Genomic DNA, 20,928 nt, shown 5'->3' with positions numbered 1-20,928 from the left:
TTCCTTGTTTCCGCGGATCGGCCCTCACCCCGCCCCCGCCTTCGTCAGCCCCTCGCGCAGGTGCCCGGTGTCGGCTTCCTGCGCATAGTGCATCGTCGCCAGGAACGCCTCGATCTCGAAGGTCGGACACAGCGCCCGCACCTTCTCCATATGGGCGGCCGCCGCGATGGCGTCGCCGCGCCAGCCGTGGCAGGCGGCGACGAAGGCGTGCTGCGTTTCGTCCATGGCCGACAGATGCATGAAGGCCTCGATCGCCTCGCCATAGTGGCGGGCGGCGAAATGGGCCTTGCCGAGGTGGCTCCAGAAGCGTTCCGGATGATGCGGGTTGAGGCGCATGGCCTTCAGGATCCACTCCACCCCCTCCTCCGGCCGGCCGAGCCAGGTCAAGAGCTCGCCCTGCTGCACCACCACGAGGTCATAGTTGGGATTGAGGAACAGCGCCCGCTCCTGGTGGTAGCGCGCCGTCGTCAACGCGTTGGTGTTGACGTTGACGGCGGCGAGGATGCGGTGCACGTCGGCGTCGTTGTCGTCGAGCGAAAGCGCCCGTTCGAGCTCGGCATTGACCTCCGCCCAGGTCGCCTCCTTGTCCTCGCACCAGCCATAGACCCAGGACTGCCCGAGGATGCAGGCGCGCCAGGCATGCGCATGGGCGTATCCCGGGTCGAGCGCCACCGCCCGGTCGATCAGCGACTGCGCCTGAGCATTGTCGGCAACCGTGCTTCTGTGGTGCAGCACCTTGGCGGCCAGCGCACATTCATAGGCCGCCATGTTGGCGGGCTTGGTGCGGGAAATCTGGTCGCGCTGGGCGGCCTCAACACGGCCCGGGAGCGTGGCTGCGATCGCCGCGGTCACCTCGTCCTGGATGGCGAAGATGTCGTCCAGCTGCCGGTCGTACTTGTCGGCCCAGATATGGGCGTCGTTGACGGCGTCGATCAGCTGGACGGTGACGCGCACGCGACCGCCGATCTTGCGCACGCTGCCTTCCACCAGATACTGGGCACCGAGGCTTGCCGCCGCTTCACGCACATTAACCGATTGATTTTTATAGACGAAGCTCGAATTGCGCGAGATGACGAAGAGCTCGTGCCGGCGCGAAAGCTCGGTGATGATGTCCTCGGTCAGGCCGTCGGCGAAGAACTCCTGCTCCGGGTCGCCGCTCATGTTTGTGAAGGGCAGCACCACGATCGTCGGCTTGCAGACGGATTTGCGTGCCGCCTCGTCGGGCGACGCGGCAGGAAGCGCCTCCTCGAGCCCGATGCGGTAGAGGCGCACCGGGCGGCTGATGTTCTTCAACATCTTTTCGCCGAGGTCGTCGATTGCAAGCTCCAGCCGGTCGCCGACCTGTGTCGCCACCGCAGCTGTCACGCAGATGCCGCCGACTTCGGCCATCTGCTCGGCGCGGGCGGCAATGTTGACGCCGTCACCGAAGATGTCGTCGTCCTCGAAGATGATATCGCCGAGATTGATGCCGATCCTGAACTCGATGCGCCGATCCTCCGGCACATCTGCGTTGCGCCGCTTCATGCGTTGCTGGATCTCGACGGCGCATTTGACCGCATCGGTCACGCTCTGGAACTCCACCAGCAGCCCGTCGCCGGTGGTCTTGATCAGCCTGCCCTTGTTCTTGGCGATCGCCGGGTCGATCAACTCGATGCGGTGGGTCTTCAGCCGCGCAAGCGTGCCCGCCTCATCGGCCTCCATCAACCTGCTATAACCGGCCATGTCGGCCGCCAGCACTGCCGCAAGTCTCTGCTCCATGGATCTGCCAACTCTTGGGAAAGGCGGCCTTATCCGGACGTCCGGACCAGGGAGATTACAGGACAAATACTATCGCAGGGCGCGGCGATCTCCTACCTATTTTAGACAATGCTTCAGAAACGATGCATCAATGGCCGTCGATGGCTATTGGGCAGGAACGCCCGAGGCGGCCATATCGATCAGATGGCATTCTCCATCCGAAAGCCGATAGAACCCGTCCTGCGGCACCGGCAGCTCCAGCATCTCCCGCCGGGACAGGCCGCAATGGACGCCGCGCAGCAGCCGTCCGAACAGCCCATGCGAAATCGCGACGGTCGGTCCGGTGACATCGGCGAGCCAGCTTCTCGCCCTGGCGCACGCGGCGTCAAAGCTCTCGCCGACGGGTGAGCGAAAATACCGGTCGAAGGCGTCGGCGCCGTCGAGTTTGCCCGGAAACTCCTGGTCGATCTCAAACAGCGTCATGCCGTCCCACGAGCCGACAGTCACCTCCATCAGCCTCACGTCCTCGCGGGGCGCAAGCGGCAGCAGACGCGTGACCCGCTCCGCCGTTTCCCGCACCCGCCCAAGCGGGCTGACGTGGAGGTCGAAGGATTGCCCCGTTTCGGCGATTTCGTCCCGAAGCAGGCTTGCCATCAGGTCAGCCTGTTCAACGCCGCGCCTTGTCAGGGCAGAATCCATCTGCCCCTGGAAGCGGCCGAGCGTGTTCCAGACCGTTTCGCCGTGGCGGAGGAGGTAAATCAACTGCACGCTCTGACGCTCACAACCTGAACTTGGGTCCACGACGGTTGTGGCACGCCGCCGTGTGCGGTTCAATCCACCGGATCGAGGATATCGGGCGTGTCGTTCTTAGGCGAGCCGACTTTGCTGCCGATCTTCCACATCGTCATCAGTTCAGGCGGAAACCGCTTCATCAGCTCGGGCGCTTCCGGCTCGGGCGAAAGCCAGCGCTCGTAGTCTTCAGGGTGAAGGATGACCGGCATGCGGTCGTGAATGTCGGCCATCATTTCATTGGCATCGGTGGTGACGATCGCAAAGGTGCGGATGTCTTCGTCGGTATCGGGGTTGCGCCAGCTTTCCCAGATACCGGCAAGGCAGAAAGGTTCGCCGGTCTTCATCGCGATCGCATAGGGCTGCTTGTCCTTGCCGGTGCCGTGAATGTCCTTCCATTCGAAGAAACCGTCGATCGGCACCAGGCAGCGGCGGCGCTGGTAGGACGAGCGAAACTTGCTGGCGATCGTGTCGCTCCTGACGTTGACCAGCGGCCGGCCGGCCTTGGGGTCCTTGGTCCAGCTCGGGATCAGCCCCCAGCGTGCCGAAACGAACACCGGGCCGAAGAGATCGGGATCGCGGATCACGTCGCGGATGATGATCGGGTAGATCAGCGTCGGCGCGCCGTTATAGCGCGGAAACTGGTTGGCGATCGCCTCGACGCCGCCGCGCTCCGCAAAGCCGAAGGCCCGCAGCAGCCCCTCCAGATTGGTCTTCAGATAGACGCGTCCGCACATGGTGGCTCCTTCGGCAATCAGCGGCAACACCGCCGCCGCAGGCAAGAGGTATGGCCCGCACGCGCCGGGTCAATGGGCACCCGTCGCGCCGCCATCTTCGAGCCGCTGCAGGTCCATCGACGCGCCCGGCGTCACGGCATCTTCTCGGCATCCGGCAGTTTCCAGCTCTTGTCGAACAGCGGCTTTTCCGGGCCGTAGAGCCGGAACAGCAGCTCGAACTTGCGGGCCGGGTCGACCGGTACCCAATTGGCCTCCTTTCCGGCGGGCGCCTTGGCGCCGAAATAGACGTCGACCGAACCGTCGGCATTCTTCTTCACGCCCTCGCCGATCGAGGCGACGCTGGCCTTGTCCATGTTGCGCACGAGCGCATGGGTCTCGCGGTCGTAGACGGTCACCGACCAGTATTGCTTGACCGGCGCATCCTTCGGCACGACCAGCCGGTAGTTGGCGGCGCCGTCAAACGCGTTGCCGTCCTTGTCCTTGTTGGCCAGGAGGTAGTACTGCGCCGTGCCGAGACGCTTGATGCCGGTAAAGCCGAGCGTGTAAGTCACGCCGCGGGCATCGACCGGGTAACTGTCGGGATGATCATAGCCGTCCGAGGCCGCCTTCACCATCTCGGCCAGCGCCGCCGGGAACCAGCTGATGCCTTCGTTGAGAGGCGGGAAGCCGGCGTCGTAACGGGCGGAAAGTTCGGCCTTCGCCTCAGCCGCCGCCGCATCGAAGAGCTTCCTCGTCTCGTCGCTCGGCTGGAAGGGCTTGCCCTTCTCGATGCCGAGCGACTTCAACTGGTCGATCATCACCCGGTCGCGCTCGAGCCAGGGCTCCGTCTGCACGACCCGGTTGAGGTTGTCGAAGAAGCTTGCATCGTAGCGGATGGTCGCATCGAACAGCACGTCATAGGCGTCGGTGAAGGTGGTTTCCGGCGGCTTTCCCGCCGCTGACATCGGGTAGATCTTGACCCTCTTGCCATAGGCGACCGATTTTTCAATGTCGGCATCGGCGTGGCTCTTCAGGTTGGAGCGCAGGAGCGCAAAGCCGGTGAAGGTGTCCGAGCGAAGCGGAATGAAGCCCTCCGGCACCTCGCCCATGTAATCCGGCGGCAGGATCAGGTACTTCCCCCCCTTGCCTTCGTCCGCCCCTTGCGGTCCGGCGTCTTCAAGCGGCATCTGCCAGGCGTTGACGATGTTGCCGGCAAACGACCCGCCTTCGGCCGGCGGGATCTCGATGACAACAGGCCCGTCCTTCACGTTCCAGAATGACATCAGATAGATCGCGTCCGGATTGGGCGTCAGCGTCTGGTTCTTCCAGTTGACCGGCTTCGACCAGTAGACGACCTCGTTGACCTTGGCCTTGGTGGTCGAAAGCATGGTCTGCAACATCAGGTCGGCATTAACAGCCGGCATGCCCCAGATCACCGCGTCCGTCGCCCGGCGCTCGATGATGCGGCGTTGAAGGGTTTCGGCGGAAGGATCCTGCGCCGATACGCTGAGCGTGCCGGCAACGAGCGCAAGCGCCGTTAGGGTAAGTCGGAGCATGTCATCCTCACTTTCGGCTTCTGAATGCTGCTGGCGCTCTGCTTGACCGCGATCCGCGCGCCCAGCACGCCCGGTGGCTCGCGATGAAATGTGGCTCGCCATGAAGTAAGGTCTGCGCCCGCGCCGCGCGCAAGTACGTAACGGTTACCGCCGTTGACGCCGCACCCGCAGGCAACCGGTTGCGGGGGCCAGCGAGCCCTGCTCTGCCCGCCATGGCGCACGTCAGACCATCGGCAGAGGCTTGCCTCCACTCGTTTCCATCTCTCTCCACTTGTCGTCGATCATCGACGTGAAGCTTCGCGGATATCCCCTGGGAAAGACGTGTGACCTGATGAACGCGCGGTCCGAATAGAGAATATTGATGGTGTTGTTCACGGTTGAGGTCGCGAGCTTCTCGTCGACGTGGAGGGCGCTTCCAGACCAACTGTTGAAGGCGAGATTGAGTTTCAGGAAATAGGAATACATCCTCTTGGTCTGCTCCGAGGAGATTTCTCCAAACGGATGCATGTTTGCTTCCATCTGGAGAAGATCGGTGTCCGCCATGATGATCTGATTGTGGATCTGCCATTCCGTCTGTATCTGGGCGCTGGATTCAAAAATCTCCCTTTTCCTTGTGTAGTCGAATATGAACCAGGAAATAGCTACCGTCGCGCCTGCGGCGACTATTTCCGCGATGTTGGCAAGTACTTCCAAAGTGTTCATTCCGCCCCTCCCATGACTGTCTTCGGATTGACAATGCGCGACGGGTTCACTCTCGGCAATTGATCCATTTTCATTACAGAATTCCGCCTTCCGATCGGTGCCGGGCAAAGGCAGACTTGGTGGCTGCCCATCCCCCGCGAGGACACCATTTCAGGGACAGGGTTGACATTTGCCCGTGATTAGGTAGATCGGTCTACCTAACATCAGGAGGCACACATGAGCGACAGGGCGCCGGCGCGCGAGCGGCTTTTGAAGGCGGCAGCGGAACTCTTCTATCGTGATGGGGTCGGCGCCACCGGCATCGATGCGATCACGGCCCATGCGGGCGTCGCCAAGATGAGCCTCTACAACAACTTCTCCTCCAAGACCGATCTGGTGAACGCCTATATCGAGGCGCGCCACAGGGAATGGCAGGCGCTCTATCGCGAGCGCCTGTCGCAAGCGGCAACGCCGCGGGATCGGGTGCTCGCCATCTTCGACAGCTATGTCGACCATGCCGAGATGGCCTATTCCTGGGGCTTTCGTGGCTGCGGACTGCTCAATGCCGCAGCCGAGCTTTCCGTCGGCGATCCCGCCCGCGCCATTGTCGCCTCGCAGAAGGACGAGGTGGAAACACTCTTCAAGCAGTATCTCAGCGAAATGAAGCCCGGCGCCGGTGCGGCGATCGACGACACGGCCGAGCACCTCTCCTTCCTGCTGGAAGGCGCGATGTCGCGCGCCGGGCTCGACGGACACGACGCCAGGCTGAAGAGCGCCCGCAAGATCGCCATCTCCATCATGGACCAATTATGACCTCTCAGCCTTCCGCTTCTTTCGTCGGCATCGCCTGCGTGCTGATAGCCTCGGCGCTCTGGGGCACCACCGGCACCACCGCCACCTTGGCGTCCGGCGTCGGCCCGCTCGGCATCGGTGCTGTCGCCATGGGCCTTGGCGGCCTGCTCCTGGCGCTGACGGCACTCAGATCGATCCTCAAGAGCCGGCACCGCATCGCCGGGCAATGGCCGATGCTCGTCCTCGGTTCGCTCTCGGTCGCGATCTACCCGCTCGCCTTCTACTCTTCCATGCATCTGGCCGGCGTCGCCATCGGCACCGTCATTTCCATCGGCTCGGCGCCGCTCGCCGCCTCGCTGATCGAGCGTTTCTTCGATGGCCAGAAGCTCACGACCCGCTGGATTCTGGGTGCGGCCGCCGGCCTTGCCGGCGCAGCACTTCTCACCTTCTCCGAAAGTGCAGGCCATGGTGGCGCCGACGCTCAGGATGCGCGTGCCGTGCTTTACGGCATTCTTCTCGGCCTTCTCTCAGGCCTGCTCTACGCGCTCTATTCCTGGGTGGCGCGCCGGCTGATGCAGGCGGGTATCCCGCCGCGCGCCGCCATGGGATCGATCTTCGGCATCGGCGGCATGGCGCTGCTGCCGGTGCTTGCCGCAACCGGCGCACCGTTGCTCGCGTCCTGGACCAACATCGCCGTCGGCGTCTACATGGCGCTTGTGCCCGTGCTCGTGGCTTACGTGCTCTTTGCCTACGGTCTCGCCCGTGTCTCCGCCACCATGGCGACGACGTTGTCACTGCTGGAGCCGGTCATCGCGGCAGTCCTTGCCGTCGTCGTCGTCGGCGAGCGCCTGCCGGTCGCCGGCTGGGTGGGCGTGGGCCTCATCGTCGGCTCGCTGTTCATCCTGACGGTGCCGATCGGCGGCCGACGCCGCCACAGGGACATCGGCCGATCCGGCGCATCGGGGGCAGCACTGGCACTGGCAACGCCAGTGCGTGAAGGACGCCTGAGGCGATGAGCGATGGCGCGCTGCTTGCCCGACGCGATCCTCGAAGCGCCTGGCCGGTCCTCGCCCTGGTGCTGGTCGAAGCGGCGCTGGTGATGACCTGGAGCGCTGGCTTCGTCGGCATCCGCTTTGCAATCGACCATGCGCCGATCTTCCTGATCCTGCTCTGGCGCAGCCTCGTCTCCGGCCTCATACTCCTGCCCTTCGGGCTCCTGATCGGACCCCGTATCCGGCTCAAGGATGCCGCCGCACACATGCTGTTCGGCGCGCTGGCGATGTCCGGTTATCTCGCCGGCTTTGCGCTTGCGATCGACAGGGGTGTGCCGACCGGCCTTGTTGCGCTGATTGCCGACATGCTGCCGCTCGCCGTCGCCATCCTCTCCTGGCCCGTGCTCGGTCAGGCCCTGACCGCCCGGCAATGGCTCGGCTCGTTCATCGGCCTTGCCGGCGTCGTGATCGCATCCGGCTGGTCGATCGATCTCGGCAATGTCCCGCTTTTTGCCTATGCCCTGCCGGTCCTCGGCACCCTGTCACTGGCGCTGGCGACGCTCTTGCAAAAGCGCAGCCGGGCAAGCGCCATGCCGGTGCATCAGAGCCTCTGCATCCAGTGCCTGTCGGCAGCGGCGATCTTCGCGCTTTTTGCCGGGCACGAGGGCAGCGTGCTGCCGGTTCTCGACCCCGGCTTCGTAAGTGGCATCCTCTGGCTCGTGTTCGTCGCCACCTTCGGCGCCTGGAGCCTCTACTATCTGGCGCTGAAAAAATCCTCGCCCACCCGCGTCACCGCGGTCCTCTATCTGAGCCCGCCGGTCACGATGATCTGGGCGTGGCTGGTGTTTTCCGAGCCCCTGTCGCTCGGCATGGCCGCCGGTCTTGCCGTTTCGCTCGTCGGCATCGTCATGGTCGCCCGCGCCAAGGCGCCGCCTGAAGCCTGATGTCGGGCGCCTGACGGCCGCTTGCCCAAAAGGCCTCGCCGTCGAAGAGTGCTTGCATCACGGCTCGATTCGTAATAATCGAAGTTACATGAAAAAAGACAGCCGCCTTTCCTCCGTCCTTCACGCGCTCTTGCACATGGCCGAGCGCGGCGAGCCCATGACCTCGGACGAGCTTGCGCTTTGCATCAGCACCAACCCGGTCGTCGTACGCCGCACCATGGGCTACCTCAGGGATGCCGGCATCGTTTCGTCGACCCGCGGCCACTCCGGCGGCTGGGCGATCACCGGCGACCTCAAGGCCATCTCGCTCCGGCAGTTGCACGAAACGCTCGGCGAACCCGCGATCTTTGCCATCGGCAACCGGCAGGAAATGCCGGAATGCCTCGTCGAACAGGCGGTCAATGCCGCGCTCGACACCGCCTTTGCCGAGGCCGAGGCGCTGCTGCTCGAGCGCTTCGCCCACGTCACCCTTGCCGACCTCGCCGAGGATTTCACGCGCAGGCACAAGCTTCGATCGCATTGAAAGCACCCGATTGATCCCGTCGTGACGTGATCGATCCCTAACATCCGACATTTCCGGAACCGGCTGAACGCGGTTTCCGGCCGGAATTCCGTTGCCCAAAGCTCGGGTCGGGACACTGGTTGAAATGACCGGTGGGCTGGCCTGCGCCCAACCGAAAGGAACCGACCCCATGCAACAGGACGTCATCATCATCGGCGGCAGCTATGCCGGAATGGCCGCCGCCCTCCAGCTGCTGCGTGCGCGCCGGAGCGTGACGATCATCGACGAAGGCATCCGGCGCAACCGCTTCGCCAGCCACTCCCACGGTTTCCTCGGCCAGGATGGCGTCGACCCTTCGGAGATCGCCGCGACCGCCCGCAGGCAGCTCACCGCCTACCCGACACTCACCTGGATCGACAGCCGCGCCGAGAGTGCAAGCGGCAAGCTCGACAGCTTCGTCGTCGTGACCGCCGACGGCGTCTCCATTGAAGGTCGGCGCCTGCTATTTGCAACCGGCGTCAAGGACGGCCTGCCGGAGATCGAGGGCCTTGCCGAGCGCTGGGGCCGAAGCGTCTTCCATTGCCCCTATTGCCACGGCTATGAGCTGAACGAGGGCGCGATCGCCGTCATCGCCGCAAGCCCGATGTCGATCCACCAGGCGCAGCTCATTCCTGAATGGGGCAAGGTCACTTTCTTCACCAATGGCGTGGTTCAGCCTGACGCAGACGCGCGTGCCGATCTCGAAAGGCGCGGCGTCACCATCGACGAGACACCCGTCGCAAGGCTCGAAGGCCACGCCGACGTGGTGCTGACCGATGGCCGCCGCGTGGGCTTCTCCGGCCTCTTCGTCGCCACCCGCACGACGCCCGCAAGCGATATTGCCGAGCGTCTCGGCTGCGACATCGAGGAGACGCCGATGGGGCTGCAGATCAAGGCCACGGCCGCCAAGGAAACCTCGATACCCGGCGCCTTTGCCTGCGGCGACGTCGGTCGTGTCCCCCACTCCGTCTCGCTCGCAGTCGGTGACGGCGCCTGGGCCGGCGCGCAACTGCATCGCTCGCTGGTGTTTTAAACGCGGACGGCATCACCTTGAAGGCGGGGGCATTGAACATGCCTCGCCTTCAAGGCACCGTCGCTTCCCTGAAGGAATCAGCGACGCCCGCGTCGCCCCGATATCATTGGAGCGGATCACCGATGCCCATCGCCCTTACCTGCTTCCAGGGCCGCTGCGGCGACCACAACGACCTTGCCATTCCGGGCGCGAGGCCAATTGCGTCGCAGCTGGCGCTGAAACTCGGCCTTGAGGCCGCTGTCGTCGGCGCTCCCGCGCCGGCGATGAATGTGGACTGGTCCATCGAACTTGAAGCCGCGATGCCGGCCCTTCGGCAGATGCAGGATCGCTTCGAAGCGATTTACGCGGAGGGATCGGTTTCGCTTGCCGCGACGAGCCGATGCGCGGTTTCGCTGGCAACGCTGCCTGCCGTCGCGAGGCACCATAGGGATGCGGTCGTCGTCTGGTTCGACTCGCACGGTGATCTCAACACGCCTGAAGCCAGCGACACCGGCTACCTCGGCGGGCTGGCGCTTGCCGGCCCCTTGGGCCTGTGGCAGTCCGGCCTCGGCGACGGGCTGTCGCTCGGCAATGTCGTTCTGGTCGGCCAGCGCGACCTAGATCCGTTTGAAATCGAGCTAATCCACCAGCATCGAATCCCGCATATCCTTCCCGGGACAGACCTTGCGCAGAGATTGGCGGACGCTGTCGCCGGCAGGCCCGTCTACATCCACCTCGACTGCGATGTGCTCAATCCCGGCATCGTCCCGACCGACTATCGGCATGATGACGGCCTGTCGCTCGATGACCTGCGCGCAGCTTGCGAGGTCCTTGCCGAAAGCCGGGTCGTCGGCCTGGAAATCGCCGAGTTCCAGAATGCCTGGTCGACGGATGGCGAACCGGTTTCGCCAGTGCCTCTGATCGAGGCATTGGAACCGCTTCTGGCAGCCCTTCGTCGCTGACGTCGAGCGCGGGATTGCAGCCGGACGGTTTCGGCGTAGCATGGCGTTTTAGAAAGCACTGAAACGCCCGGCCGCCATGAACCTGCGATCCGCTCGTCTTGCCTGCGCCCGTCTTGCCTGCGCCCATGTTGCCTGCGCCCATGTCGCCTGCGCTTGTCTCCTGGGCGGCAGCACGTCCGCGCAGTCTTTGCGCGTCGATCTGGCGCTGGTGCTCGCCGTCGACGTGTCCTATTCGATGGAAGTCGAAGAGCAGCGGCTGCAGCGGCAGGGCTATGTCGCAGCTTTCCTCAACCCCGCACTGATACGCGCCATCGAAGACGGGCCGCTCGGGCGCATCGCCGTGACCTATGTCGAATGGGGAGGTTCGGCCGTCCAGGTTACGCCGTGGACGCTGATCGACGGCCGTGACGCAGCCGCACAGTTCGCGCAAGCGCTGCGCCGCCAGCCGAACCGTCGCATCGCCTTCACCTCGATCTCCAATACGCTCAACTTTTCGCGGCGCCTGTTCGAGCTCACCTCATACCAGCCGAGCCGACGCGTCATCGATATCTCCGGCGACGGACCGAACAATTCCGGCGTTCCAGCCCCTGTTGCGCGCAATTCCACCGTGGCCCGCGGCATCGTCATCGACGGCCTGCCGATCATGCCGTCGGTACACCCCGACACCGCCTCCATTCCCGACCTCGACGTCTATTACCGCGAATGCGTGATCGGCGGCGAAGGCGCCTTTCTGGTCAAGGTCACCGATGCCAGCCAGTTTGCCGAAGCCATCCTGAAAAAGCTCGTCACCGAGATCTCCGGCCCGCACATGAGCGGGTTCGAGCCGGCCGAGCAGCCACAGCCGGTTCAGTACGGCGCGGGTTACAATTGCTTCATCGGCGAGGAGATGCAGGAGCGCATGATCGGGCGCTAAGGCATGTCGCGCAACAGTGTGCGGCGGTTTGCGACACCGGCACGGGCCATATCAAGGACCGGAAGCGCCTGAAACATCGCGGCGCGCCTTGGACGAAGACGCCCACTCATCCACAGCCAGAACCAGGGCGATGTTGACTTTGATTAGGCGCCTTATTATCTGTCGCCTCATGACAATGCTGGAACAAAAACACCGGGCCCTGCTGCGGGAAGCCGAGCGTCGGGCGGCGGCCGAGACCGGCAACATGCGCGCCTGCTTCGAACTGCTTTCGCTCTCCGGCGCGATCGACCGGGACTGCGCCGCAAGATTAGCGCCGCACCGGCTTTCGGAAGGAAAGTTCGTTATCCTCTTCCTGCTTTCCGATCAACCCGAGGGCCTGGCGCCACACGAACTCGCCGATCGCGCCGGCGTCACGCGCGCCACCATCACCGGGCTCATCGACGGGCTGGAGCGCGACGGCTTCGTCGAGCGCCGATCCGACCGCAACGACCGGCGAAAGCTCGCGGTCCTGCTGACGGCGTCCGGCCGCAAGATCGCAGACAGCCTGCTTCTGGAACACAGCGCCTGGATCGCGTCGCTCTTTGCCGGCTTCACCGCCGACGAGCACCAGACGCTGCACGGCCTGCTGCAGCGCGTCTGGCAAAACCTCGGAACTGGCGGCGCGCCGCTGGACGCGCCGGAAGCATAGTCGTGAGCGAAAGCAGAACCCAAACACGCGGCGTCGCCGGCATCGACGCCCTGCGTCTCACGCAACTGAACGCCGGAGCGCCGGCGGCCACCCTGACCGAATGCCTCGCGGTCGATTTTGCGGCACTCATGCTGAGCACCCTCCCCGGCATCGGCGACGATGCGGTTGCCGAGATGGGTGCGGCCGCTTCGGCCGGCATCTCCCGGCGCATGCCGCTCGCCGCAAGGCTGATCGCGGAACGCCTTGGTCCTTCGGCGTTGGCGACGCTTGCGCTCCATCCCTCGGACACGGTCAGAGGCTGGGCCTGCTTCATGATCGCCGCCGAAAAGGACATGACGCTTGCCGCGCGCCTGGCCGCCATCAGGCCCCTTGCCGACGACGGGCATTTCGGCGTCCGCGAATGGGCCTGGATCGCCGTTCGTCCCCATCTCGCCTCGGAATTGGATCGGGCAATCGCGCTGCTCGTGGCCGAGTGGACACCAGACCCCTCCGAGCGCATCCGCCGCTTCGCCTCGGAAGCTCTCCGCCCGCGCGGTGTCTGGTGCGCCCATATCGCAGCCCTGAAGAAGGAGCCCGAGCGAGCGCTCGCCGTCATCGAGCCCCTCAACGCCGATCCCTCACCCTATGTGCAGGATTCGGTCGGCAACTGGCTGAACGACGCGGCCAAGGATCGGCCGGATTGGGTTCAAGCCCTCTGCGATCGCTGGTCCGTCGAAAGTCCAGTGCCCGCAACCGCACGCATCTGCCGGCGCGCGCTTCGATCCATTCCCACGGAACCCCGTTCCACAGGCGCCTAAAGCTGCCTGTCATCCCGACTTGTATCACTTCAGAAAACACGGAAAGCAGACCATGCCCCACTACCTGACCGAACTCTACAGCGCCAAGCCGGCCTGGCTGGCTCTCCCCCGTCAGGGTCGCCAGCAGTTCTTTTCGGCGATCGGCTCCGCCATGCCTTCGCTGAGCGCGCTCGGCGTGGAGCTCATCACCTTCGGCAAGGTCGACCAGTCGAAGCTGCATGCGGCATCGCAGACCTTCTTTGCGGTGTGGCGCTGCCCGGATGCGACGGCGCTGGAAGCGCTCGTTGCAGGCATTGCCCAATCCGGCTGGCACGAATATTTCGACACGGTCAACGCCGGCGGCAAGGGCACCGATCTTGCCGGCCACCTCGCCCAGCTCGGCGAAGCAGCCTGAGGCTTCGGCGACGTGTCGGCTGCCCGGCGGTTGACCTGATCAAGCGTCGACCGGCTGGACGGGGCTGTAAAAAACGATCTCCGGGTCGTTCTCGTCCAGATTGTCGATATAGCCGCTCGGGCGGAAACCGGCCCTGACCAGCAGGGCCTGCATCTGCTGGTTCGACATGTTCGTCGACGTAAAGAGTTTCGACCCCGCGCACATCGCCTGGAAGTGGGCGATCAGCGCCGCACCAAGCCCCTTTCGGCGGTGGGCGCTGCCGACCATCAGCATGTCGATGAACGCGTTGCCGAAGAAATGGCGGGTCAGCACGCCATAGGCTGCGACCGCGCCATCGAGCTCGACCAGATCACAGCATCCCGCGTCAAGCCAGCCGGAAATCTGGTCGCGTCGTTTCGGGTCAGCAGCGGCAACAGTGTCGACTGCGCAGAGCGCCACGAAGTCGTTCTCGTCCGCAGGTCGAATTCGCATGATCCCGTTCCGCAAGTTTTGCGCGAAACTACAGCGCCGCGCGTCTTATCAGACGCGCAAAGGTCGCTGTAGCACTTTGATTTTCTGCATGTTTTGGTCCTTTAACCGAATACGATTAAACGACCAAAACATGCAGTAGGACCTGGCGGCGTCTGACGCAACCAAATCCCATCCGTCGTCCAAGCCTCATTGCGGCGGCGCGGGGCCCGTAAATCCCTGCCGCGTCCATTGATAGACCGAGGTGTCCGTGCGGAAATTGCCGACCCTCGCCGAGGCGAGGTCGAGGATGTTGACGATGATCGAGGTCCAGACCAGCGTCAGAAGCACGATCAGGAAGCGCACCGGCCGGCCCTTGAGGCCGAACTGGTATCCGAGCGCGCCCATGCTCATGACCATCACGCCGATCAGCAACCAGAAGATCTGCCATGGCAGTCGGATGCCGAGCGCATAACGTTCCGCCGTGCTCGCGTCGAAGGTCTCATTGACGGACGCCATCAGCGACGCCGAGACGGCGTCCGGGTCCTGCTGCACGATCGTCGTGACTTTCTGCCAGATCTGCTGCTGCAGCTTGGACGTATCGCTGTTGGCCTTGGCGAGCGCGTCGCTGTTGCGCCCGGCACGCACGAACGCCTCGCGCGCCGTGGTGTAATCTTCGAGCAGCTTGGCGATATCGAGCGCTTCCGGCGTGCCGATCGCCTTGGCCCGCAGCCAGGCGGTGCCGATGGCGTTGGCCTCGGTAAGCGTGCCCTGGCGGCGCTCGGTAAAGCGCGTGGTCGAAAACGACAGCGTCAGCGCCAGCACGAAGGCGAGCAGGCCGAGCATGCCGGCAACGACGACCCCGACATTCTCGATCTGGCCGCCGGCCCGCTCCTTGCTCCTCACGCCGAAGCGATAGCCGATTTCGTGGGCGGCAAGCTGGCCGACGAGCAGGACGGCGGCGAACGCAGGGATGCTGACTTCGGCAAGCGAGATGAGAAAATCCATGGATGTCCGATGTCCCGGAAAAGGTGAGTGCAGCGCGCAGACAAGGCGCCCAGGAAGGTGGGCAACGGTGCGCCGCCCGCTACCGATGTTATCAACGAGCGTATCCGCCGCCGGCACGTGCCGGCGGCGGAGTGCGTTGCGCCTTACCTCGGAGCAAGGTTTTCCAGTTCGCCGAGCCGTTTCATCGCTGCCTGCTGCGCCAGCCAGCCATAGCTGATGCCGCTAGCATTGAGCGTGCTGCCGGCCTGGTACGGGTAATCATTGAAGTCCTTGAAGAACTCCTTGATCTTGGCCTGGATCGGCACCAGCAGCCACATGTTGCGGCCAACGAACTCCATGGATTCGCCGCCTTCCTTGATGCCGCGCTCGTAGGGGTCCATCCTGAGGTTGGTGATGTTGGCCCAGCTCGGCACTTCGCGCGTCGCCGTCGCGATATTGCCTTCGCTGTTGACCGCAAAGCTCAGCTTCCAGTCGTTCCAGCGGATCGCGTTCAGGTTGCCGCCCTGGTCGAAGTAGTAGATCGCGTCGCGCGGCGGTGTCTTTGCTTCTCCCTTCAGGAGCCCCGTCAGGTCGTAACCGTCGAGATGAACCTTGAAGGTCTTCGACGTGCCCTTGAAGCCCGCCTTCATCTCTTCCTTGACGTCGGCGATGCCGGCGGCGGTCGCAAATGTCGGCAGCCAGTCCATCAGCGTCACCGGATCGTTGATCTGCGTGCCCGGCTTTACGACGCCCGGCCAGCGCACCATCATCGGAATGCGGAAGCCGCCTTCCCAGGTCGTGCCCTTCTCGCCGTGGAACATGGTCATGGCGCCATCCGGCCACAGCGCGATTTCGGCGCCGTTGTCGGTGGTGTAGAGAACGATGGTGTTGTCGGCGATGCCGAGATCGTCGAGCTGCTGCAGGAGCTGGCCGACGTGACCGTCATGCTCCACCATGCCGTCGGCATGGATACCCTTGCCGGTCTTGCCGAGCGAATCCGGCTTCAAATGGGTGAAGACGTGCATGCGCGTCGAGTTGAACCAGCAGAAGAACGGCTTGTCGGCCTTCACCTGCCGGTCGATGTAATCCTTGGCGGCCGCCAGGAATTCCTCGTCGATCGTTTCCATGCGCTTGGTGTTGAGCGCGCCGGTATCCTCGATCTTGCCGTCGGCCGTCGACTTGATGACGCCGCGCGGACCGAACCGCTTCTTGAACTCCGGATCCTTCGGATAGAAGTAGCCTTCCGGCTCTTCCTCGGCGTTCAAATGATAGAGGTTGCCGAAGAACTCGTCGAAGCCGTGTTTCGTCGGCAGGTGCTCGTCACGGTCGCCGAGATGGTTCTTGCCGAACTGGCCGGTCGAATAGCCCTTGGTTTTCAACACGTCGGCGATCGTCGGCATCCAGTCCTGGATGCCGTGCGGATCGCCCGGCATGCCGATGGTCAAGAGGCCGGTGCGGAACGGCTCCTGCCCGAGGATGAACGAGGCGCGGCCGGCCGTGCAGCTGTTCTGACCGTAGCTGTCGGTAAAGATCGCGCCTTCGGAGGCGATCCGGTCGATGTTGGGCGTGCGGTAGCCCATCAGGCCCATCGTATAGGCACTGACCTGCGGAATGCCGATATCGTCACCAAAGATGACAAGAATGTTCGGCGGCTTGCCGCTCGAAGACGTCGATTGCTGGGCTTTGGCCGGGCTCACCGACGCGCCGGATGCCACCAGCGAGGCGGCCGCAAAGATCGTTCCGCTCAAGAGCAGGTCACGACGGCTGACGTCCGTTACCCCGTTCTCGGCCACAGCGGGATTGGCCTTGTTATCGTCACGCATGCTCATCGTACTCTCCTAGCTAAGGCGATCGGAAATGCACTGCTGTTTTAGACGTGGCGGATGATGCGCCCGGCAGGGGGCTTGTCCAAGTACGTAACAGTTACGACGTGCAGGCATCGCGTTAAGTGACAGGCGGCGCAGGCGTTCGGAAGCCGCGGCAACGGCTGCGACCATCTGCAATTGCGTAGCGCGGGTTGAACCGCGCCCGTGGCTGAACGATGCAAACCGGCCCCACCTGCCCACCCTGACAGATTGCCGCAACCACCCGTTCGGCCTTTGGCTTGGCGCAACGAGCGCTTATATGAGCAAAGCCGAAGCTGAAGGTTTTGAGATGGACAACGAGTTGCAGGGCCGCCCCGCCCATATCGCAGCGCTGCGCGAGCGCGCCGAAAGGGAGATGCAGGCAATCGGCATCAACGAGGCCTTCGTCAGCCACCTGGTCGACACGTTCTACGCCCGCGTGCTTGCGCATGCCGAGCTCGGCCCCGTCTTCGACGCCAGGCTTTCCGGGCGCTGGCCGGAGCATATGGATAAGATGAAGAGCTTCTGGTCGGCCGTCGCCTTCCGCACCGGCGCTTACGGCGGCAAGCCGGTGCAGGCACACACGGGCGTCGCCAACATGACGCCCGACCTCTTCCCGAAATGGCTCGCGCTCTTTTCGGCGACCCTCGACGACATCGCCCCGACCCCGGAAGCGAAAGCCTGGTTCATGGCGACGGCCGAGCGCATCGCCCGCAGCCTGACGCTGTCGCTGTTTTACAATCCGGCGCTCGACGATCCGGCGCTGAAGCGCGCCTAGAGCAACTCCAGGAAAGTGCGAACCGGTTTTCCGTCCGGAATTGTGTTCTTTCAAACAGTCTAAGAGCGCGCTGCCTGGCGTCAGAGCGACCGCCCGGCCATCAGGATGTCCTCGGCCTCCTCGGGCGACATCGCAAACACCCGTTTGCCAAGTTCGAAACTGAAGCCGCCGCGGGCAAAGGCCGAGAGTTCCTTGGCCGTGCGCTTCTCGTCGAGATCGGTCTTGCGGAACGGCCCGAAGGCGCGTTTGCGTGCGAGAACCACGGCGGCATAAAGATCGTCGGTCTCGGCCACCGCCGCGGCAACGGCGTCCCTGGCAACGCCCTTCTCCGACAGCTTCTGCGCGATTGCCCGTTTCGACTTGCCGCTGCGCATGGCCGAGCGCGTCTTGATCTCGGCATAGGCCTTGTCGTTGAGCGCGCCGTTGTCATAGGCGAAGGTGACGGCAGCGGCCGCCAGCAGTTCCACCTGGGTAACGCTGATATCCTCGAATTTTTCGCGCGCCTTGCGCGAGATGGCGTCGAAAAGCTGCTTTTCCGTCAGCATCTGCCGCGCCAGGCGATAGGCGGCGGAGTTGCGCGCCCAGGCCAGCATGCGCGGCGTCGGCTGGTCGGATTGCGCTTGATCGTCGATAAGGTCCAAGCCTGCCCTGCCCTTTGAAGTTCACCCAATGGTGCGACGGTGCGCGACCCGATCGGGTCGTCGCCTCGCCGGCAGCTTTGGAAATGACCTGACTCCCGCGCGCAAGGCAATCGCGCCTTGACGCCGCCCAACAGCTTTCGCGTCGATCTGGGCTCCAACCCGCCTCGCAGACGCATAGTCTCCTCGGCGGAGCACAAAAGCGCCCCGACGGAACGGCCGCACGGTTGCTCGAACCGATTGGCCATCCGTTCGCGCAGGGCGCTACTCGAACTTCTCGGTCGTATCGGCCTTGCCCTTGACCCAGTATCCGGAGGCCTTGAGAAACGGGAGCGGCAGCCCGCGTTCGGCAACAAAGTGGAAGCGGATTGCCCGCGTGACCGAGGCTTCGGCCGCGATCCAGACGAAGGTGCCAGGTTCGAGCGCCACCGCGCGCACGGCCGCAAGCAGTGCCTGGGGATCGCTTGCCTCCTCCAGCGGACGATAGGCCCAGTGGGTGGTGAGCGCGGCCTCGGTGCGGAAGCTCTGGCGTTCGTCCGGCGCGGTGACGACGGCGACGCTGGTGATCGTCTGGCCCGATTTCGCCTCCTCGATCCGCCGGCCGATCGCCGGCAGCGCCGTTTCGTCGCCGATCAGAAGCAGGCGCTCGACATCGCCTGACATGACCGCCGAACCCCGCGGCCCGCCGATCTCGAGCGGATCGCCGACCTTTGCATTCATCGCCCAGGCGGTCACGGGACCTGCCTCATGCAGCGCAAAATCGAGCGCCAACAGCCGGGCGTCGTTGTCGTAGCGGCGCGGCGTGTAGTCCCGCATCTCCGCAGTGCCGTCGGCGCCGGGCACGAAGACCTTGATGTGATCGTCGGCCCCAAGGCTGACGAAATCGGCGAGGTCTTCGCCGAAAAGCGTGATCCGGAGCATGCCCGGCGTCACCAGTTCGATGCCGGAAACGACGAGAGACCGGCGCTTCAGTTCATGGCGAACGCGCTCGATGCGCGGCGGGGTGAATTGGGAATAGCTGTGAGAGATATCCATAAAGTGTCCTTTGGGGCCGAAAACCTCGATCCGCAGGACACAGTCGCGCAGATCGAAGCCGCTTCCAGCCGTTCGATCATACGCGTTGAGTGACGTTAACGCTTACGTGGCCGGGATACGCCCGGTCATGTCACGGCAATCTGTCTACCGGAAAGGTCCGCATCGATCAATGCGTCATCTTGACCAAAAGACGAAGGTTTTTCCAGACAAAAGAAAACGCGCCCGCCGGAGCGAGCGCGTCCATTAAAAAACGGAAGTCTAGAGGTCTTAAGCCGCGAGCGCGACTTCGCCGCGGATGAGGTCGCCGAGGCGGCGGATGCCCTCGTCGATCATCTTGTCGTTGGCGCAGGAGAAGGAAACACGCAGGGTGTTTTCGCCCGAACCGTCGGCAAAGAAGGCGCGGCCGGGCACGAAGGCGACCTTCACCGTCTCGATCGATTTCGCCAGCAGCGTGGCCCCGTCCATGCCCTTCGGCAGGGTCACCCAGACGAACATGCCGCCTTCCGGCTTCGTCCAGGACACGCCCTCCGGCATGTACTTTTCGAGCGCTGCGAGCATCGCGGTCCGGCGCTGCTTGTAGACCTTGTGGATCTTGGCCACCTGCTGGTCGAAGCCGCGCTCGGCAACGGTGCAGATCGCCATCTGGTTGATGGTCGAGGAATGAAGGTCGGCCGCCTGCTTGAGGAGCACGAGCTTGCGGATCACCTTTTCCGAGGCGCAGACCCAGCCGACCCGAAGGCCGGGGGCGAGCGTCTTCGAGAACGAGCCGCAATAGATCGTGCGGGTGTTGTTGATGTCGCCCTTGCGTTCGATTTCGAGCGCGAGGATCGGCGGCACCGGCTCGCCGTCGTAGCGCAGCGACTGGTAGGCGGCGTCCTCGATGACGGCGATGTCGAGCTCTTCGGCCAGCGCCAGCACGCGCTCGCGGCCGGCCCGGTCGACGGTCTCGCCGGTGGGGTTGGCGAAATCGGCAGACAGATAGGCAAACTTGACCCGGCCGCCGGCGTCGGTTGCGGCCTGGCGATAGGCCTCGGGTGTGCGGTTGCCGTTGGGGTTCAGCTGGTCGTAGGTCGGCTCATAGGCGTTGAAGGCCTGCAGCGCACCGAGATAGGTCGGCCAGGTGACGAGCGCGGTGTCGTTGGGCGACAGGAACAGCTTGCCGATATAGTCGAGGCCCTGCTGCGAGCCCGACGTGATGAAGATGTTGTCGGCGCCGGCGGGGATGCCGATCTTTTCCATCTCCTTGGCGAGCCATTCGCGCAGCGGCTTGTAGCCTTCGCTGACCGAGTACTGAAGTGCTGCACTCACGGCCGGACCGGAAAAGATCTCCGCATAGGCGTCCTTGAATTCGGCGTCCGGAAACAGCGCAGGATCGGGAATGCCACCGGCAAACGAAATGATGTCGGGGCGATCGAGCAGTTTCAACAGTTCGCGGATTTCCGAGGCGCGCATCCGGCTCGAGCGCGTCGCGAAGATATGTTCCCAATCCAGCATGGGGTGTTTCCTCAAGAAGATTATTGGTGCGGAAAGCGGTTCTCCGCCTCCACCACGTCGTTTAGAGCGCCTTGCGTTACCACGAACGCACGAAGGATGCTCCAGTCCTGTCGTTCTAGAGCATCTTTCCGCTTCAAGCGACCCACTTGAGAGCGGAACGCTCCGGACGGTGAAGCGACAGGATCACGAAG

General features: G+C 64.0%; 22 protein-coding genes. 11 read left to right on the top strand and 11 right to left on the bottom strand.

The features are described from left to right. Nucleotides 1–24 precede the first annotated feature (24 nt). From VGO12_RS07355 to VGO12_RS07335, 5 genes are all read right to left on the bottom strand, one after another. Entirely contained in the window at nt 25–1,758 is a 1,734-nt protein-coding gene (locus VGO12_RS07355; RefSeq protein WP_327512065.1) for an adenylate/guanylate cyclase domain-containing protein, read from the bottom strand. A gap of 144 nt (nt 1,759–1,902) precedes the next feature. Beyond that, nucleotides 1,903–2,499, bottom strand: coding sequence for a histidine phosphatase family protein (locus VGO12_RS07350; protein WP_327512064.1), 597 nt, complete (start codon nt 2,497–2,499; stop codon nt 1,903–1,905). A 68-nt stretch (nt 2,500–2,567) separates the two neighbouring features. Further along, the gene (locus tag VGO12_RS07345) at nt 2,568–3,263 is read right to left on the bottom strand and encodes an SOS response-associated peptidase (RefSeq protein ID WP_327512063.1); all 696 of its coding nucleotides are present in this window, start codon (nt 3,261–3,263) and stop codon (nt 2,568–2,570) included. Between the two features lie 131 nt (nt 3,264–3,394). After that, complete coding sequence (locus tag VGO12_RS07340) at nt 3,395–4,798, bottom strand: DUF1254 domain-containing protein (protein ID WP_327512062.1); 1,404 nt, start codon at nt 4,796–4,798, stop codon at nt 3,395–3,397. Between the two features lie 222 nt (nt 4,799–5,020). Continuing rightward, a complete protein-coding gene (locus VGO12_RS07335; RefSeq protein ID WP_327512061.1) occupies nt 5,021–5,500 on the bottom strand; it encodes a hypothetical protein in 480 nt (159 codons plus the stop codon). Nucleotides 5,501–5,716: 216 nt separating this feature from the next. Here VGO12_RS07335 and VGO12_RS07330 point away from each other — a divergent pair, with 216 nt between their 5' ends. The 10 genes from VGO12_RS07330 (at nt 5,717) to VGO12_RS07285 (ending at nt 13,514) form a co-directional block, all read left to right on the top strand. Next, nucleotides 5,717–6,292, top strand: a complete 576-nt coding sequence (locus VGO12_RS07330; protein ID WP_327512060.1) for a TetR/AcrR family transcriptional regulator — start codon at nt 5,717–5,719, stop codon at nt 6,290–6,292. Continuing rightward, nucleotides 6,289–7,287, top strand: a complete 999-nt coding sequence (locus VGO12_RS07325; RefSeq protein ID WP_327512059.1) for a DMT family transporter — start codon at nt 6,289–6,291, stop codon at nt 7,285–7,287. The genes VGO12_RS07330 and VGO12_RS07325 overlap by 4 nt, the downstream gene beginning before the upstream one ends. Further along, nucleotides 7,284–8,207: a DMT family transporter gene (locus tag VGO12_RS07320; protein WP_327512058.1), complete on the top strand. Its 924-nt coding sequence runs from the start codon at nt 7,284–7,286 to the stop codon at nt 8,205–8,207. The genes VGO12_RS07325 and VGO12_RS07320 overlap by 4 nt, the downstream gene beginning before the upstream one ends. Before the next feature lie 88 nt (nt 8,208–8,295). After that, nucleotides 8,296–8,730 (top strand): Rrf2 family transcriptional regulator, encoded by a 435-nt coding sequence (locus VGO12_RS07315; RefSeq protein ID WP_327512057.1) that lies wholly within the window; start codon nt 8,296–8,298, stop codon nt 8,728–8,730. A 169-nt stretch (nt 8,731–8,899) separates the two neighbouring features. Beyond that, nucleotides 8,900–9,781: an NAD(P)/FAD-dependent oxidoreductase gene (locus tag VGO12_RS07310; protein WP_327512056.1), complete on the top strand. Its 882-nt coding sequence runs from the start codon at nt 8,900–8,902 to the stop codon at nt 9,779–9,781. A 122-nt stretch (nt 9,782–9,903) separates the two neighbouring features. Further along, nucleotides 9,904–10,722: an arginase family protein gene (locus VGO12_RS07305; RefSeq protein WP_327512055.1), complete on the top strand. Its 819-nt coding sequence runs from the start codon at nt 9,904–9,906 to the stop codon at nt 10,720–10,722. Between the two features lie 76 nt (nt 10,723–10,798). After that, nucleotides 10,799–11,635, top strand: a complete 837-nt coding sequence (locus VGO12_RS07300; RefSeq protein ID WP_327512054.1) for a DUF1194 domain-containing protein — start codon at nt 10,799–10,801, stop codon at nt 11,633–11,635. 169 nt (nt 11,636–11,804) lie between these two features. Next, complete coding sequence (locus VGO12_RS07295) at nt 11,805–12,323, top strand: MarR family transcriptional regulator (protein ID WP_327512053.1); 519 nt, start codon at nt 11,805–11,807, stop codon at nt 12,321–12,323. A 2-nt stretch (nt 12,324–12,325) separates the two neighbouring features. Then, nucleotides 12,326–13,120 (top strand): DNA alkylation repair protein, encoded by a 795-nt coding sequence (locus VGO12_RS07290; RefSeq protein WP_327512052.1) that lies wholly within the window; start codon nt 12,326–12,328, stop codon nt 13,118–13,120. Nucleotides 13,121–13,172: 52 nt separating this feature from the next. Next, a complete protein-coding gene (locus tag VGO12_RS07285; RefSeq protein ID WP_327512051.1) occupies nt 13,173–13,514 on the top strand; it encodes a DUF6616 family protein in 342 nt (113 codons plus the stop codon). Nucleotides 13,515–13,553: 39 nt separating this feature from the next. Here the strand turns inward: VGO12_RS07285 and VGO12_RS07280 are convergent, their stop codons facing one another. From VGO12_RS07280 to VGO12_RS07270, 3 genes are all read right to left on the bottom strand, one after another. Beyond that, the gene (locus VGO12_RS07280; RefSeq protein WP_327512050.1) at nt 13,554–13,985 is read right to left on the bottom strand and encodes a GNAT family N-acetyltransferase; all 432 of its coding nucleotides are present in this window, start codon (nt 13,983–13,985) and stop codon (nt 13,554–13,556) included. Nucleotides 13,986–14,171: 186 nt separating this feature from the next. Next, on the bottom strand, nt 14,172–14,969 hold the full coding sequence (locus VGO12_RS07275) for a hypothetical protein (RefSeq protein WP_327512048.1): 798 nt from the start codon (nt 14,967–14,969) through the stop codon (nt 14,172–14,174). Between the two features lie 143 nt (nt 14,970–15,112). Beyond that, nucleotides 15,113–16,777 (bottom strand): arylsulfatase, encoded by a 1,665-nt coding sequence (locus tag VGO12_RS07270; RefSeq protein WP_414650688.1) that lies wholly within the window; start codon nt 16,775–16,777, stop codon nt 15,113–15,115. Between the two features lie 325 nt (nt 16,778–17,102). On the opposite strand from VGO12_RS07270, the gene VGO12_RS07265 reads away from it, so the two are divergent. Beyond that, the gene (locus tag VGO12_RS07265) at nt 17,103–17,570 is read left to right on the top strand and encodes a truncated hemoglobin (RefSeq protein ID WP_327512100.1); all 468 of its coding nucleotides are present in this window, start codon (nt 17,103–17,105) and stop codon (nt 17,568–17,570) included. Between the two features lie 80 nt (nt 17,571–17,650). On the opposite strand, the gene recX is transcribed toward VGO12_RS07265, so the two are convergent. The 3 genes from recX to VGO12_RS07250 form a co-directional block, all read right to left on the bottom strand. After that, nucleotides 17,651–18,211 carry a recombination regulator RecX gene (gene recX / locus VGO12_RS07260; protein ID WP_414650687.1) on the bottom strand — a complete coding sequence of 187 codons (561 nt, stop codon included), beginning with the start codon at nt 18,209–18,211 and terminating at the stop codon, nt 17,651–17,653. A gap of 261 nt (nt 18,212–18,472) precedes the next feature. Continuing rightward, entirely contained in the window at nt 18,473–19,243 is a 771-nt protein-coding gene (locus tag VGO12_RS07255; protein ID WP_327512046.1) for a siderophore-interacting protein, read from the bottom strand. Between the two features lie 267 nt (nt 19,244–19,510). Beyond that, nucleotides 19,511–20,737, bottom strand: a complete 1,227-nt coding sequence (locus tag VGO12_RS07250) for a PLP-dependent aminotransferase family protein (protein WP_327512045.1) — start codon at nt 20,735–20,737, stop codon at nt 19,511–19,513. Nucleotides 20,738–20,928: the final 191 nt, after the last annotated feature.

Origin of the sequence: Ensifer sp. (assembly GCF_035999135.1) — a bacterium.
In the GTDB taxonomy this organism is placed as follows: Bacteria; Pseudomonadota; Alphaproteobacteria; order Rhizobiales; family Rhizobiaceae; genus Ensifer.
Note: the sequence above shows the minus strand (reverse complement) of the source record. Positions and strands in the feature narration are given on the sequence as shown.